The sequence below is a fragment of the Methanothermobacter sp. K4 genome (assembly GCF_022014235.1).
Classification (GTDB): Archaea; Methanobacteriota; Methanobacteria; order Methanobacteriales; family Methanothermobacteraceae; genus Methanothermobacter.
In genome coordinates, this window is sequence record NZ_JAKLTD010000003.1 from 176,063 (window position 1) to 190,650 (window position 14,588).

The following is a 14,588-nucleotide window of genomic DNA, read 5'->3' on the forward strand; positions in this document are numbered from 1 at the left end:
AATATATCAGTTTTTTATGGTGGTATCTGTTCTGGTGTTATTTGCTGATGGATCAATATATCAGTTTTTTATGGTGGTATCTGTTCTGGTGTTATTTGCTGATGGATCAATATATCAGTTTTTTATGGTGGTATCTGTTCTGGTGTTATTTGCTGATGGATCAAGTATATCAGTTTTTTATGGTGGTATCTGTTCTGGTGTTATTTGCTGATGGATCAATATATCAGTTTTTTATGGTGGTATCTGTTCTGGTGTTATTTGCTGATGGATCAAAATAGACGATACTTGATGAGGTAAACCAGCTCTTCAGGATTTACTCTCGGGTTTCGCCACTTTCTCAAAGGCTGACCTTATATTTTCATAGTTCTTCCTGTAGAATGGACAGCTCTCTATGCACTGGGTGCAGCCATCACTGCAGCCGGTGCATCTATCATCAAGGAGCAGAACCGTGGATCCGCAGCATGTCTCAACCTCCACCAGGGCGTCCCGTGGACAGGCCCTTATGCACCTGCCACATCTCCCGCAGTAGGAGGGTATCCATTCATGATCACTGGAACCATATGGAAGGTTTGATATTCCTGTGAGGACCGCAGATATCTTCTGGGCCGGACCACTTCCCGGGCTTATAAGAAGACCGTTCCTGCCCTTAAAACCGATACCTGCGTTCTGTCCAAGGAGAGGGAGGTCTATGAGGCCGCTCATGGGGTGAATGGCCACAGCACCATATCCATTAATTCTGAGGTAATCGGCCACCCTGAAGGTTAAATCCGCCAGTTTCTCGTAGAGCCTGTCATTCGTCTCCCTCGCCTCTCTACCGGGGGGAGTCAGCACAGCATCGTCGTCCATCTCCACAGTGAGGACCACGGCATTCATGTATGGAGGGTCACCTGCAAGGATAACATCTGGTGTTAACCGGGTGTAGCCAATATTCCTGATGCCAAGTGAACGTGCATATTCTTCAAGTCGGGCTATGAATTCATCATCTGCATTTTCTGATGGATTTTCAGGCTCCGGCACCCTGCATTCATCAGGGTACTCCAGAAATCCGCAGTTACAGCTGCATTCATATTTTTCTCCATTAACTGCAGCTGTATCTTCACAGCAACCGCTGTCTCTTTTCTTCATCATTCATCACCATCCATAATCATATTCTTATATTTACATATATGAATATAATGGTGTGTGGCTTCAGGGAATCTCTATCTGAAAGTTCAATCATCCTCTATTTCATATTCAAATTCCCAGAATGGAGTTCCCCGGGACTCCATACCCTCAAGGTGCTCCATCTCATGTGAAACACCATAGGCCCCTGAGCCGGTGAATTTAAGGGGTTTCCTGAGTCTCTTCAGTTTAATCTTAAAATCAAGGGGATCAAGCACCGCCCTGAGGATGTAATCACCATCCACGACGACGCGGTAGGGTCTCCTCACAAGTTCCCTCTCATTTTTTGAGCCGCACTTCTCAAGGCGGTAAACGGTACCCTCCTCCCTTATCACCCTGGGGTTCAGAAAGAGGTAGACTATTTCCAGGGTCCGGCCGATCATCTCATCCTCATCAAAGCGGGTGACCTTCTCCTTCACCGCCATGAAACGCCCGGAGTTCTTCCTGAGGCTCCAGTCACCACCATACCTTATGGAAAAAAGAAGGGGTATGAATGCATCAGGGGGTATCTGAAGCTCCTCTATAACCCTCTTTTCACTGAGGGTGAACCTCAAAAGTTTCCTGATGTCGGAGTCATCCAATATACCACCTGCTCCCTATGGGGTCCTTCTTAGGTTGAAGTCAGCTATGGCGCTCTCCACCACCCTGATTATGGCATCATCAAGTTCATCCTGGGGACCGTCCCTCACAATGGGTATGTTGTCGCAGTAGATGACCTCGAGCCCCGCCTCAAGGGCGTCCTTCGTTGCAACATCAACCGCGGCCGCCTTGAGCTCTGTCAGCATCACATCAGCGTCATCTATGTACCTCTCGATGTCCCTCTGTAGGAGCGGCCTGTTTGAGAGGTGGGGGGTTGTCCCGACGACCTGGCAGCGGTACTCAGACTCAAGGTATTCGACCAGGATATCCTTCACAGAGTCAGGGGCAGTGGTTGCAAAGAGAACATTCTTACCGCTGATGTCCCCAAGTGGTTTGGGTCTGAAGACAGTGGTCACAACCTCTGCCTCGGGGTTCACGGATTCTATGAACTCAACGATCTCCTCAACCTTCTCATCATCTGCCATGGGCTCCTCGCACATTGTGAGTATCACAAGATCCGCCAGCCTTATCCTGAAGGGACCGAAGAAATTCTTTATATTTATGATGGGCTGGTTTGCACCAACAAGGACTATGTGTCTGTCTGATTTCACTGGGGGTATTGCAGCCCCGCTCCCCTCGAGGATTATGAAGTCGGCGTCCAGGCTGTTGGCTGTCTCAGCACCCCTCTTCATGTTGGTTATGAACACATCCCCCACCATACCGCCACCGCAGCGCCTGCAGCCAACCGTGAGTATCCGGCTCATGAGGGCGTCCTCCCAGTGGTCAGAGGCGGCATGAACCCCCCTATCTGACTGTTCCATCAGGAACTCAGGGGTTATTTCTATGCGGTCGCCACGGACGATCTCTGGCTCCTCAGGGCCGCCGCGACCCATCGCCACAACGCACGGATTGTACTCACGTTCATGGATAAGGCGGGCGGCATAGGCTGATACAGCGGTTTTACCTATCCTCTTACCTGTCCCGAGAATCTTAAGGGATGGTTTTTTGAGTATATCATATTCTGTGAGGGGCTGAAACTCAAAGTCAGGGCCCCTGTAGACAGCACCCTCCTCAAGGACAACCGAAGCTATCCTGAATCTCTTTGAATAGTCCAGGACAGGTTCATCGCTGAGGTCCATAACAGTATCTGCGCTGTACTTTCTGATGAGCCGGGCTATGAGGTCATAGGGTATCCTGTGGGGATCATCACCGAAGTACACGGGCCTTCCCATCATCTCGGTGTACTCCTCAGGTGATGATGTCCTGAGTTTTTCGGTTCCCCCGATGAAGATGAGGGCCTTAACGTCAATGTGCTCCATTGAGTCAAGGGTCTCAACAGCCGCCCTCGTCACGGGCAGGTAGTGCTCTCCATCAACAAGACAGATCATGCTTTCTGTGGCCTTCATAAAAAACACCGTTTATGATATAAGTTGGAGCGAATATTAAATGGTTGGTTTTGTGACTGTTTATGATGTAAGTTGAGGTGGATATTAATGGTTGGTTTTTGGGCTTGAATGGTTGGTTTTGAGATTGTTTATGATGTAAGTTGAGGTGGATATTAATGGTTGGTTTTGGCTTGAATGGTTGGTTTCGAGACCGTTTATGATGAAGTTATTAATATTTGTGTCCGGCTGGCACCATATCTAAATTAGAAAAGTAGATGTGTGGAGAATGGATTGATGGTCTATTTTGCCTCCAGTTTGGCTTCTATTTTCACGACTTCCTTCCTTGACCGCTTTGCGAGTTCTGAGAGGCCATTAACAACATTTGGTGGGAGGTTGTGTCCTTCCTTCTTTGCGAGGATCTCAGAGATGGCACTTGAGAGTACAAAAATAGCGTATTTATGCTCGGCCTTTGTGCGGTGGATGTGGTGGGGGCTGATGTTGAGGGAGAAGTACTCTTCGCATTCATCCTTTATATCGTATCCATTCTCAAGGTACTTCAGAACATATACCAGAAATTGGTGTAGTTGTATCATTTCATCCTTATACATGGTTACCAGCCTCAGTCTCCTTATAAGTGTGTATTAAATTTATTATTTAAAAATTTTGGTGGAGGGACAGCCCCATTATCAAAATTAAAGATATAATATGAATCAATGTAAAAATCACAGTAGATTGGGGATATGCCTGAATATCTTCCTTCATGTGCCCATAGTTAAGTTAAAACTGATAAATAAAGTTTTATATTACTGAAACTTTTTAAATTATTAATCCCCGTTGGTGATTCACCCGTGGATCCGGGGAGGTGAACTCAGGGAGATGCAGCGCATAATCTGCAAATTACTTAAAAGTAATGGATTCATAAAACTAACCATTCACCTTAACTTTTCCATGGAGGATCATCCTCATGAGGATAATAGAATTTGATCATGAAAGAGTCGATGAGCTTGTTGAAAGAGCAAGGATGGACGTTGATGAGGTACTTGGGCCAGTGGCAGATATCATCTCAATGGTGAGAGAGGGTGGTGATGGGGCCCTCAGGGAACTCACAGAGAAATTTGATGGTGTCTCACCTGAGACCATAACTGTTGGTCAGGAGGAAATAGAGGCTGCCCATAAAAACCTCGACCCCAAGGTGAAGGAAGCACTAACTGAAGCCGCACGAAACATCGAGGAGTTCCACAGGCTCCAGATGCCCTCTGAGTGGATGGCTGAGATCCGGCCCGGGGTCAGCGCAGGGCAGATAGTGCGACCCCTTGACAGTGTGGGCTGCTATATACCCGGCGGAAGGGCCGTTTACCCCTCAACAATACTCATGACCGTGATACCTGCCAGGATAGCAGGGGTTGAAAGGATAGTATGCTGCACACCCCCGGCATCCGATGGCTCAGTCCCCGATGCTGTCCTTGTGGCGGCTGACATTGCAGGTGCACATGAGATATACCGTGTGGGGGGCGCCCAGGCGGTTGCTGCGATGGCCTACGGTACAGAGACAATTGGGGCGGTGGATAAGATAGTGGGACCAGGGAACATATTTGTGACTGCAGCAAAGAAACTGGTATACGGTGACGTGGATATAGACTTCCCGGCAGGCCCATCAGAGGTCCTCATAATTGCAGATGAATCTGCGGACCCTGAGTACATTGCCCTTGAGATACTGGCACAGGCAGAGCACGACCCCCAGGCGGCAAGTGTCCTTGTGACAGACTCAGGGGAGCTTGCAGCCAGGGTGGATGGGAAGGTACGTGAAAATATTAAATACATGGAAAGGGCCAATATCATAGAGGAGTCCCTTGAAAGATACGGAATGATAGTTTTAACGGAGGATATTGACGGGGCCGTGGACTTCAGCAACGCCTACGCCCCGGAACACCTTGTTATAATGACGGATTCTCCCAAAGAAACACTCAGGGGTATCCGTAACGCAGGATCCATATTTCTGGGTGATCTCTCACCGGTGGCGGCAGGGGATTATGGTTCAGGGACCAACCACGTGCTGCCAACATCTGGCTGCGCCAGGATGTACTCGGGCCTATCAACGGAGTCATTCCTCAAGAAACCAACGGTGCAGATGATAACCCGGGAGGGTCTCCGGAACATCCAGGAAACCGTCCTGCGTCTTGCTGAATATGAGGGCCTCCATGCCCATGCAGAGTCATTCCGTAGGAGACTTGATAGGTGACCTGATATTTACCCTGATTAATTCACTTAGCTACGAGAGGTGATCTGATTGTTACTTGGAGATCTTAGAAGGACTCACTACTCAAAGGACATAAAACCTGAAATGGATGGAGAGGAAGTCACTGTCATGGGATGGGTCCATGAGATAAGGGACCTTGGAGGGATAATATTCGTACTCCTGAGGGACCGTGACGGGCTCATCCAGATAACAGCACCCAGCAAAAAGATTGAGAAGGACCTCTTCAAATCCATGAGAAAACTCAAAAAGGAATCTGTTGTGGCATTCGGGGGAAGGATTCAGGAGTCAGATAAGGCTCCCGGAGGCTTTGAAATAATACCATCATTCATGAGGGTTCTGAACCCCTCAAAGCAGCCACTGCCACTTGACCCCACAGAGAAGGTGAAGGCCGAGATAGACACAAGGCTCGACGCCAGGTTCCTTGACCTCAGAAAACCATCAGTGAGTGCAATATTTAAAATAAAGAGTAGAATGCTGCACTCGGTCAGAGTATTCCTTGAAGAGAATGGTTTCCTTGAAATCAACACCCCCAAACTTGTTGCATCTGCGACGGAGGGAGGAACAGAACTTTTCCCGATAACCTACTTTGAAAGGGAGGCCTTCCTTGGCCAGAGCCCACAGCTCTACAAGCAGATGATGATGTCAACTGGCCTTGACCGTGTCTATGAGATAGCACCCATATTCCGTGCAGAGGAGCACGACACCCTCAGGCACCTCAACGAGGTCATATCAATCGACATAGAGGCCTCCTTCGTTGACCATGAGGATGTCATGAAGATACTTGAAAGGCTGGTTGTGAGGGTCATCGAGGATGTTAACGAGCACTGCACCGACGCCCTTGAAACCCTTGGCAGGACCCTGGAGGTACCTGAAACTCCATTTGAGCGGCTGGAATACGATGAAGCAGTTGAACTGGTCAACTCCAGGGGAGTTCCAATGAAACACGGCGAGGATCTTCCAAGGGCGGCTGAGAAGGCCCTGGGTGAGGTCATGGATGGTTATTACTTCATAACGTCATGGCCAACTGCAATAAAGCCATTCTATGTGATGCCAGATGAGGAGGACCCTGAAAGGAGCTATGCATTTGACCTCATGTACAGGGACCTTGAGATATCCTCAGGTGCAATGAGGGTCCACCAGCACGACCTCCTGGTTGAGAAGATAAGGAGGCAGGGATTGAATCCGGACTCCTTTGAGAGCTACCTTGCAGCCTTTGAGTACGGCATGCCACCCCACGCAGGCTGGGGCCTGGGGGCTGAGAGGTTCAACATGACCCTCACAGGTGTAAACAATATAAGGGAAACGGTGCTCTTCCCCAGGGACAGGAGGAGACTTACACCATAGGTGATAACATTGATGGGGGCATCCACAGGTCAGGGCTATGAGATAGCCAGAAAGAGCAGGGAGATAGTCAGGAAACTGATATCTGATGATGTATCCTCCCTCAGGAGGGAAGAGGTGGCCATAGTTGAGCGCATAGTTCATTCCACCGCTGACCCTGAGTATGCCAGAATAACAGAGTTCAGCCCGGACTTTGTGGATGCAGCCCTGGATTCACTCAGGAGTTCAGGTGAGATACTCACTGACATTGAGATGGTCCGTGCAGGAATATCACGTCCTGCCAGCTGCCACATCAGGGACCCTGAGGTCAGGGAGATTGCAAAGAGAAGGGACATCACAAGGGCGGCCGCCTCAATGGAGTACGCCGCAGAGAGGGGCTTCAGGGGGATTGTGGTTATAGGGAATGCCCCAACAGCCCTCATGAAGGTAATTGAACTTACAGCTGAAGGCACCATGGATGCGGAGGCGGTTATAGGGGTCCCTGTTGGATTCGTGGGTGCTGCGGAATCAAAGGAGGCCCTCAGGGAAACAGATATACCTCACATGATAACCAGGGGCCCAAAGGGGGGCACACCGGTCGCAGTGGCAGCTGCAAATGCTCTTATATCATTGTCAAAGGGTGGAGAGGTCTAGAGATTCTCTATTGAGGAGGCATCTATCATAGGTTTGAAGGGTCCTTAGCATTATCAAGGATTAGAAGTGTTTAGAGGTTCCATCATGAAGTCGAAAGAACTGTTTGAAAGGGCACAGAGGGTTCTCCCTGGTGGTGTTAGTTCACCTGTAAGGAGGTTCGAGCCATACCCCTTCTTTGCAGCGGGGGGTAAGGGGTGCATACTTGAGAGTGTTGATGGTAAGACCTACATCGACTACTGTCTGGCATATGGACCCCTGATACTGGGACATGCACACCCAATGGTGGTTGAGGCGGTTGAGAGGCAGATAGAGAGGGGTACAACCTATGGTGTACCATCTGAAGGGGAAATAGAGCTTGCAGAAACAATAATAGATAGGGTTCCCTGTGCTGAGATGGTCAGGTTCATGAATTCAGGCACAGAGGCCACCATGGCCGCTGTGAGGCTTGCAAGGGCATACACAGGGAGAGACAGGATTGTCAAATTTGAGGGATCATACCATGGGGCCCACGATTACGTTCTTGTGAAGCCAGGCTCAGGGGCTGCCGCAGCACCAGATTCACCAGGTATACCTGAGGATACCGTGAAAAATACTCTAACCACAGTTTTCAATGACGAGGAGGCGATGGTTGAGCTCATTGATGGAATGGGGGATGAGATAGCATGTATCCTGGTTGAACCTGTGATGGGTAACATTGGGTGCATAGAACCTGAAAACGGCTACCTGAACTTCCTCAGAGATGTAACGAGGGAGAACGACATTCTCCTCATCTTTGATGAGGTCATAACCGGCTTCAGGCTGGCAGCTGGGGGTGCCCAGGAGTACTACCGTGTGAAGCCGGACCTTGTGACGCTGGGAAAGATAGTCGGGGGAGGCTTTCCAATGGGGGCTCTTGCAGGTCCACGAGAGATAATGGAAAACATTGCACCTGCTGGTAGCGTATACCAGGCAGGCACATTCAATGGAAATCCTGTATCTGTAACGGCTGGTCTAGAAACCCTTAAAATACTGGATGACAGACTCTATTCCAGTCTTGAGAGGATGGGTTCCCATCTGAGGGCAGGTTTAAGGGATCTCCTCTCTGACATGGACCTTGAATACCAGGTTACAGGCCCGGCTTCAATGTTCCAGATATACTTCACTGAAGATGAGGTCAGAAACTACGCTGATGCCAGGAAATCAGACACCGAACTCTTCATGAAGTACTTCCATGGACTGCTGGAGAGGGGTGTCTTCATACCACCATCACAGTTTGAGTGCTGTTTCATATCCGCTGCACATGGGATGGATCATATAAATAGTACCCTTGAAAGTGCAGAGGATGTGCTCAGCCATTTAAAGAATTAAGTAATTAAGTAATTTCTTTATTTTTTTTGGTTTCTGACTCACAACAGCTGGCTGCACTGATTGATGAATCAATTCATGTGAATTTGACGGCTATGAAGAAGTAGAGGAAGCATATAACCACAAATATGAGAAGAACCGTGACAGCGGTCCTTAAAAATCTACTGTTAAGCGCCTTTCCCTCACGTTCAGCAAGGAACTCCCTCTGTTCACGCACCTGTGATATGAAACTCTCCGCCTCCCTACTGCCACCTGTTACAAGGTTGCTGTCTATTATCTCCTCATCGAGGAGTTCATCCACCATCCTTTTCTGCTCTCTGACATCGTCAATTATTCTCTTCTCTGCTACGAATTCCATGAGGGACCATTTACCACTTTTTATCTCCTTCAGTGTTCTCTCCTCGTTTTCTATGCTTCTTGAGAGGTTCTCAAGGAGGGCCCTTTTTCTGTTATCCTCTTGGATTTCAGGTTCTGGTTCCTCGTAGAACTCTTCAAGTGTGCTGTAGTATCCCAGTGAGCCTCCACATTCACATGAATCAAAATCAGCTGGGTCTTCATCATCTTTCAGCTGGTAGTAGCCCCCGCACTCCGTACATATAAGGTAGCCTCTGTTTTCTTTCATGTTTTCCCCGGACAAGGAGATCCCCCACAGATACTATTTACATTATAGTAGTTAAGTTTTGTGTTGAATTCTCTCTTTTCATGAGCTGAGGAAGAAGTATCCGCTGATGTTATTTAGAAAAAGAAATGGGTTTTTTTATCAGGTGGTCACCCTTTCAAGTCCGGTGGATATGAGGAACTGGATGAAGGCACCTTCGGGTACAACAACGATGTTTCCCTGCTGGTACTGCTGTATACCGGCGTTTACCATGGCCATGTACTTTGAACGGTCCTTTGTGGCATTGAATATTGCCCTCATGAGTGACTGAATGGCAACACCCCTTGCGGCTCCCTGCTGCTGTTCCTCCCTGAGGAATGTTATACTGTTTCCTGAAACATAGCCCTGGCCCTCAACATAGACAGGGCCTATTGCCTGGAGGATGCCGTCCACTGCCTGGGGTGTCACTATCACGACGATATCTGTTTTAACGCCGGTATTGTATTCAACGATCTCCTGTGCAAGTCTGGCGCCCTGTTCTGTATCATTTTCCCATAGGGCATCATGGAGTAGCCACCTGTTTACTCCCTGTGCCCTCAGTGATGCAGGGGGTTCTGCTGTTGGATGGGCCATGTTGTGTGGATAGACAGCCGTCACGTTGGTTATGTTACCCTCGTTCATGGTTATTATGAAGGCCATGTCAACGGCCCCTATACCTGGTCTCGGTTCACCGGGATCTGCGCATAGAAGGAGCACATGCTTTTCTCCCACAAAAACGTTCTGTGAGTTTGTGATGTAGTTTTCATATGTTACAACTGAAAGACCTAATATAACTATGAAGAGACCGAGGATTATCTTATTTTTTGTATCCATATTCTTACCTTCCTTTTTAATCTGATCTGGGGTTTTTGGATCACGTAAGAAGTTAACATTGAAAAGCCCTGCTTCATATGATTTACGTTAACCTAAATTTTGCAAAATTTATATATATACTTTGGTGTTCATGTATCATGTAGAACCAGATATTTAATACTCCACAACCCATATATTAATCTTGCTGTGCATCCATAGACACTCCCAGGATCAGGGGCTGTGATACATGAGAATAGTGGCAGGGGTCGGTGAGAACAGGAACATCGAAAGGGCCGCATCATCAGTGGAATTTGATGTTGAACTGGTTTACTCCGAGGACGAATTCATAGAAATGTTAAGAAGGGGAAGGGACGCCTATGTGAGGGGGTCCCTTCCATCAGCAGGTATAATGGCGGAACTCAAAAGTCAGGGGCCTTTGATGAGGGCTTCATGGATAGAAACAGGGAAGGGGAGTTTTTTCCTTGCACCCGTCGGGATAGATGAGGGTGAAACAGTCACCGAAAGGCTCAGCATAGCAACTGCTGCAGGGGACTTTCTCATGAAAACAGGGACCGAGCCATTCATAGGTATAATATCAGGCGGACGGCCAGGTGACCTTGGGAGATCCCCTGCAGTGGACAGTTCAATCCGTGATGGTGAACTTCTGGCATCAATGGTAAAGGATAAATATGAAGTTAGGCACTACCATATACTGATAGAGGAAGCCGTGAGGGATGGGTGCAACGTCATCATAGCACCCGATGGGATAACAGGTAACCTCATATTCAGATCACTGGTTCTCGTTGGCACGGCCAGAAGCCACGGGGCTGTGGCCCTTGGATTTAATGGGATTTTTGTTGACACTTCAAGGTCACAGACCACTGCGGGTTACCGCAGGGCACTCAGATTCGCCCACTGGCTTGCCACCAGTTGGAGAGATTAGATCAGCAATTTATAGAATATTAAAAACTCCAGTCAGGTAGATGGGAAATGTCACCTTTAAGACCTCTTTACAAACTGTATGAGTGGTACATATCGCGCAACCTCAAAAGGGACAGGATGCCAAGGCACGTTGCCATTATAATGGATGGTAACAGGAGATACTCACGACTCCAGGGCAGCATTGACCCCATAGAGGGTCACAGGAAGGGTATTGAGACACTGGAGAAGGTCCTGGACTGGTGCGTTGACCTTGGAATAGAGATAGTGACTGCCTATGCATTCTCAACTGAAAACTTTAAAAGACCAGAAAATGAGGTTAAGGGGCTAATGAAGCTCTTCAAAGAGAACTTCGAGGCCATAGCAAGCAATAAGAAGATCCATAAAAACCGTGTCAGGGTCAAGGCAGTAGGGAAACTTGAACTGCTCCCTGAAGATGTTAGAAAGGCGATAGAGGTCGCTGAGAGGTCAACAGAGGGATACTCTGATCGCCTTGTGAACATCGCCATAGGATATGATGGTAGACAGGAGATAGTGGACGCCGCAAGGAAAATCGCCGAGGACGTCAGGGCCGGCCGCATTGACCCCGAGGACATAGACGAGGACATGATAAACAGGAACCTCTACACCGCTGGGCTGGAGGACCCCCACCTCATAATAAGGACCAGTGGTGAGGAGCGCCTCAGCGGGTTCCTTCTATGGCAGTCATCCTATTCAGAACTGTACTTCTGCGACAGCCTCTGGCCAGAACTTCGAAAGGTCGACTTCTTAAGGGCCATAAGGTCATACCAGCAGAGGGAGAGGAGATTCGGTACCTAGATATGCATCAGGCGACTTTTAAGGCTATAAGGTCCTAACATGGGTATAAGCGGGACCTGATACCCATCAAGCGATTAAGGGAGGGATCAGTATAATAGATGTTCACTGTCACCTGGACTTCAAGGACTTCAACAGGAACCGTGAAGAGGTTATTGAGAGGGCCAGAGGGAAACTCAGGGCTGTTATAGATTCAGGTGTTGGACTCGGGGGCAACAGGAGGGCCCTTGCACTCGCCTCAGATTATCCAGGATTCATATACCCCACAATGGGTTTCCATCCCGCCGACGCATCAAAGGCAAGGCCTGAACTCATAGAGGAGGTCGCGGGGCAGATAGAATCACACATTGACAGGATAGTGGCCATAGGCGAGACAGGCATGGACTTCCACCACACCCGTGACGCTGAGGGGAGAAGGAGACAGGAGGAGGCATTCAGGATTTTCGCAGGGCTTGCAGAGGAACATGAGATGCCCCTGGTTGTCCATGCAAGGGACGCCGAGGAGAGGGCCCTTGAGATCGTACTCGAGCACAGCATACCCGAGGTGGTCTTTCACTGCTATGGTGGCAGCCTGTCAACTGCAGAGAGGATAATAGACGCCGGGTACCACATATCCATATCAACACTTGTGGCATTCTCGGATCACCACATGAAACTTGTGGGGGACCTCCCGCTGGAGAGTATGCTTACAGAGACCGACAGCCCGTACCTCTCCCCTTTCAGGGGAAAGCGGAACGAACCCGCATTCGTGGCTGAGGCGGTTAAGAAAATAGCACAGATCAAGGATACCGATGTTGAGGATGTTGATAGGGTGACAACATCCACTGCAGAAAGAGTTTTTGACCTGTGAGACCGTCTGAACTTATTTTTTCATTTCCCTGAAAACCTCAGCTGCCGCGGTAACCCCGTTTATGGCTGCAGGAAACCCTGCATAGACTGCCATCTGGATGATGACCTCAATTATCTCCTCCGTGCTGCACCCTGCATTGAGAGCACCCTTCACATGACTTTTTAACTGTTTTTCAGCCCCAAGGACTGTGAGGGCAGCCACAGTCACAAGTTCCCTTGTTTTAAGATCCAGCGAATCCCTTGAGTAGATGTCACCGTATGCGAATTCAACCACGAACCTTGAAAGATCAGGGGCAACATCCTCAAGTTCATCACGCAGCTTCCTGTAGGACTCCCCGTGTATCCTCTCAAGTATCTCCATTCCAGCAGTATATCTGTCCATATTATCAACCTTCCATATGGAAATCCACATGGTTTCCACACTAATTTATAGTATGGTGACTATAAACCTATAGGCTGGAGGAGAAGGTTCATGAGGCCATACGTTATACTCAACGCAGCCATGACACTGGACGGTAAGATTGCGACGAAAACAGGGAGCTCTGAGATATCCGGTGAGGAGGACCTCAGGAGGGTCCATGAGCTTCGACGGGAATGTGACGCCATAATGGTGGGGATAAACACGGTACTCGCAGATGACCCCCGCCTCACCGTCCACAGGGTTGATGCAGAGGAAGGGGATAACCCTGTGAGGGTGGTGGTTGACAGCAGGGCAAGGACGCCCCTGGATTTCAGGGTCCTCAATGACGAGGCCCCCACGGTGATAGGTGTCTCGGAAAGTGCCCCGGAATCAAGGGTTAATGAACTCAGAAAAAGGGCTGAGGTTGTGGTTGCAGGAAAAGACAGGGTGGACCTCCGCCTCCTCCTTGAAAGACTCCATGAGATGGGTGTCAGGAGATTGATGCTCGAGGGGGGCTCAACCCTCAACTACTCCATGTTAAGAGGGGGCCTTGTTGATGAGGTCCGGGTGTGCATAGCCCCGATGATCGCCGGTGGTGAGGAGGCAAGGACACTTGTGGATGGTGAGGGTATAGAAGATATGTCTGAGGCCATAAAACTTGAACTTGAGAGGTTCTACACACTGGGGGAGGACCTCATAGTTGAGTACACCGTAAAGAGGTAGATGTGGTTTTCATGCTAGAGAGGATCTATGAGAGGATACTGAGGATAAGGGAAGATGGATGCAGGGACTGCCTGAAGGTTGTCTGCCGTATGGATGACTTTCAGTTTAACCAGCTCATGTCGAGGCTCCAGCTGCAGATTGAGATAACCTCCAGGTACAATCCTCCTGTGCGGCCCGCCCTGGACCCCATGATATCCACGGAACTTGGTGTGTACAGGGGTGATGATGAGAATATAGGGAGACTCCTTGGCTACCCTGAGTGCTGCATACAGAGTTTCTCTGAGAACACCAGGTATGCGATTGATGAGGGTCACCTTGCAGAGGTGGATGAACTTGAGGTTCCTCAGGGTAAATGCGCCCTTGTGCTTCCATCGGGTTTCATACCCTGCAGCCTCAGATGCAGGGAGGCGTGGGAGAGGAATCTCATAGCCTTTGTAGACAGGGGGGAGTTTCAGGGGATACTTGAACTTGAGGATGAGCTCCGCATGAAGCTCCCGCATTTTCACCTGGCATATGATGAGTATTTTGAGAAGATAATCCTTGAATAAATCTTTTTTTTGACGTGCCAATACCTGGCATCAGATTTCCTTTAAAAAAATCAGTATTACTTTTAAACCACTCTAATTTAAATTGTTCATACTCAGAATCTTTTAATTAAGATTTAAATAGAATTCAGTCAAATTTCTTTACGATATTGAACCAGTAAATTAT

17 protein-coding genes are annotated in these 14,588 nt (G+C 48.7%); 10 read left to right on the forward strand and 7 right to left on the reverse strand.

The features are described 5' to 3' along the window. Window positions 1-211 (forward strand): hypothetical protein (locus L5462_RS07780; RefSeq protein ID WP_237780211.1); only part of this gene is annotated, 211 nt, incomplete at its 5' end. A 95-nt stretch (window positions 212-306) separates the two neighbouring features. On the opposite strand, the gene L5462_RS07785 is transcribed toward L5462_RS07780, so the two are convergent. The 4 genes from L5462_RS07785 to L5462_RS07800 all read right to left on the reverse strand — a co-directional run bounded on the left by L5462_RS07785 (window position 307) and on the right by L5462_RS07800 (window position 3,733). Continuing rightward, on the reverse strand, window positions 307-1,125 hold the full coding sequence (locus L5462_RS07785) for a 4Fe-4S binding protein (protein WP_237780212.1): 819 nt from the start codon (window positions 1,123-1,125) through the stop codon (window positions 307-309). Between the two features lie 86 nt (window positions 1,126-1,211). Further along, window positions 1,212-1,742, reverse strand: a complete 531-nt coding sequence (locus tag L5462_RS07790; RefSeq protein ID WP_237780213.1) for a RimK/LysX family protein — start codon at window positions 1,740-1,742, stop codon at window positions 1,212-1,214. Between the two features lie 15 nt (window positions 1,743-1,757). Next, a complete protein-coding gene (locus L5462_RS07795; protein ID WP_237780214.1) occupies window positions 1,758-3,146 on the reverse strand; it encodes a cyclic 2,3-diphosphoglycerate synthase in 1,389 nt (462 codons plus the stop codon). Between the two features lie 278 nt (window positions 3,147-3,424). After that, entirely contained in the window at window positions 3,425-3,733 is a 309-nt protein-coding gene (locus tag L5462_RS07800) for a UPF0058 family protein (RefSeq protein WP_048175115.1), read from the reverse strand. A gap of 356 nt (window positions 3,734-4,089) precedes the next feature. Here L5462_RS07800 and hisD point away from each other — a divergent pair, with 356 nt between their 5' ends. From hisD to hemL, 4 genes are all read left to right on the forward strand, one after another. Next, window positions 4,090-5,364: a histidinol dehydrogenase gene (gene hisD / locus L5462_RS07805; RefSeq protein WP_237780215.1), complete on the forward strand. Its 1,275-nt coding sequence runs from the start codon at window positions 4,090-4,092 to the stop codon at window positions 5,362-5,364. Window positions 5,365-5,412: 48 nt separating this feature from the next. Next, complete coding sequence (gene aspS / locus L5462_RS07810; protein WP_255772562.1) at window positions 5,413-6,726, forward strand: aspartate--tRNA(Asn) ligase; 1,314 nt, start codon at window positions 5,413-5,415, stop codon at window positions 6,724-6,726. Window positions 6,727-6,738: 12 nt separating this feature from the next. Further along, window positions 6,739-7,356, forward strand: a complete 618-nt coding sequence (locus L5462_RS07815) for a cobalt-precorrin-8 methylmutase (protein WP_237780216.1) — start codon at window positions 6,739-6,741, stop codon at window positions 7,354-7,356. 84 nt (window positions 7,357-7,440) lie between these two features. Continuing rightward, window positions 7,441-8,703: a glutamate-1-semialdehyde 2,1-aminomutase gene (gene hemL, locus L5462_RS07820; protein ID WP_237780217.1), complete on the forward strand. Its 1,263-nt coding sequence runs from the start codon at window positions 7,441-7,443 to the stop codon at window positions 8,701-8,703. Window positions 8,704-8,776: 73 nt separating this feature from the next. Here the strand turns inward: hemL and L5462_RS07825 are convergent, their stop codons facing one another. Together L5462_RS07825 and L5462_RS07830 are read right to left on the reverse strand one after the other, a co-directional pair. Further along, window positions 8,777-9,322 (reverse strand): hypothetical protein, encoded by a 546-nt coding sequence (locus L5462_RS07825; RefSeq protein WP_237780218.1) that lies wholly within the window; start codon window positions 9,320-9,322, stop codon window positions 8,777-8,779. Window positions 9,323-9,460: 138 nt separating this feature from the next. Beyond that, window positions 9,461-10,171 (reverse strand): DUF4012 domain-containing protein, encoded by a 711-nt coding sequence (locus L5462_RS07830; RefSeq protein WP_237780219.1) that lies wholly within the window; start codon window positions 10,169-10,171, stop codon window positions 9,461-9,463. Window positions 10,172-10,397: 226 nt separating this feature from the next. Between L5462_RS07830 and mtxX the strand changes: the two genes are divergently transcribed. The 3 genes from mtxX (at window position 10,398) to L5462_RS07845 (ending at window position 12,755) form a co-directional block, all read left to right on the forward strand. Then, entirely contained in the window at window positions 10,398-11,093 is a 696-nt protein-coding gene (mtxX, locus tag L5462_RS07835; RefSeq protein WP_237780220.1) for a methanogenesis marker protein Mmp4/MtxX, read from the forward strand. A gap of 47 nt (window positions 11,094-11,140) precedes the next feature. After that, the gene (gene uppS, locus L5462_RS07840) at window positions 11,141-11,908 is read left to right on the forward strand and encodes a polyprenyl diphosphate synthase (RefSeq protein WP_237780221.1); all 768 of its coding nucleotides are present in this window, start codon (window positions 11,141-11,143) and stop codon (window positions 11,906-11,908) included. A gap of 94 nt (window positions 11,909-12,002) precedes the next feature. Beyond that, a complete protein-coding gene (locus L5462_RS07845; protein WP_370637050.1) occupies window positions 12,003-12,755 on the forward strand; it encodes a TatD family hydrolase in 753 nt (250 codons plus the stop codon). 12 nt (window positions 12,756-12,767) lie between these two features. Here L5462_RS07845 and L5462_RS07850 read toward each other — a convergent pair whose 3' ends face one another. After that, the gene (locus L5462_RS07850) at window positions 12,768-13,136 is read right to left on the reverse strand and encodes a carboxymuconolactone decarboxylase family protein (protein ID WP_237780222.1); all 369 of its coding nucleotides are present in this window, start codon (window positions 13,134-13,136) and stop codon (window positions 12,768-12,770) included. Window positions 13,137-13,226: 90 nt separating this feature from the next. On the opposite strand from L5462_RS07850, the gene L5462_RS07855 reads away from it, so the two are divergent. Together L5462_RS07855 and L5462_RS07860 are read left to right on the forward strand one after the other, a co-directional pair. Beyond that, window positions 13,227-13,877 (forward strand): 2,5-diamino-6-(ribosylamino)-4(3H)-pyrimidinone 5'-phosphate reductase, encoded by a 651-nt coding sequence (locus L5462_RS07855; RefSeq protein WP_237780223.1) that lies wholly within the window; start codon window positions 13,227-13,229, stop codon window positions 13,875-13,877. An 11-nt stretch (window positions 13,878-13,888) separates the two neighbouring features. Then, window positions 13,889-14,425, forward strand: coding sequence for a DUF483 domain-containing protein (locus tag L5462_RS07860; RefSeq protein ID WP_237780224.1), 537 nt, complete (start codon window positions 13,889-13,891; stop codon window positions 14,423-14,425). The last annotated feature ends 163 nt before the right edge of the window (window positions 14,426-14,588 follow it).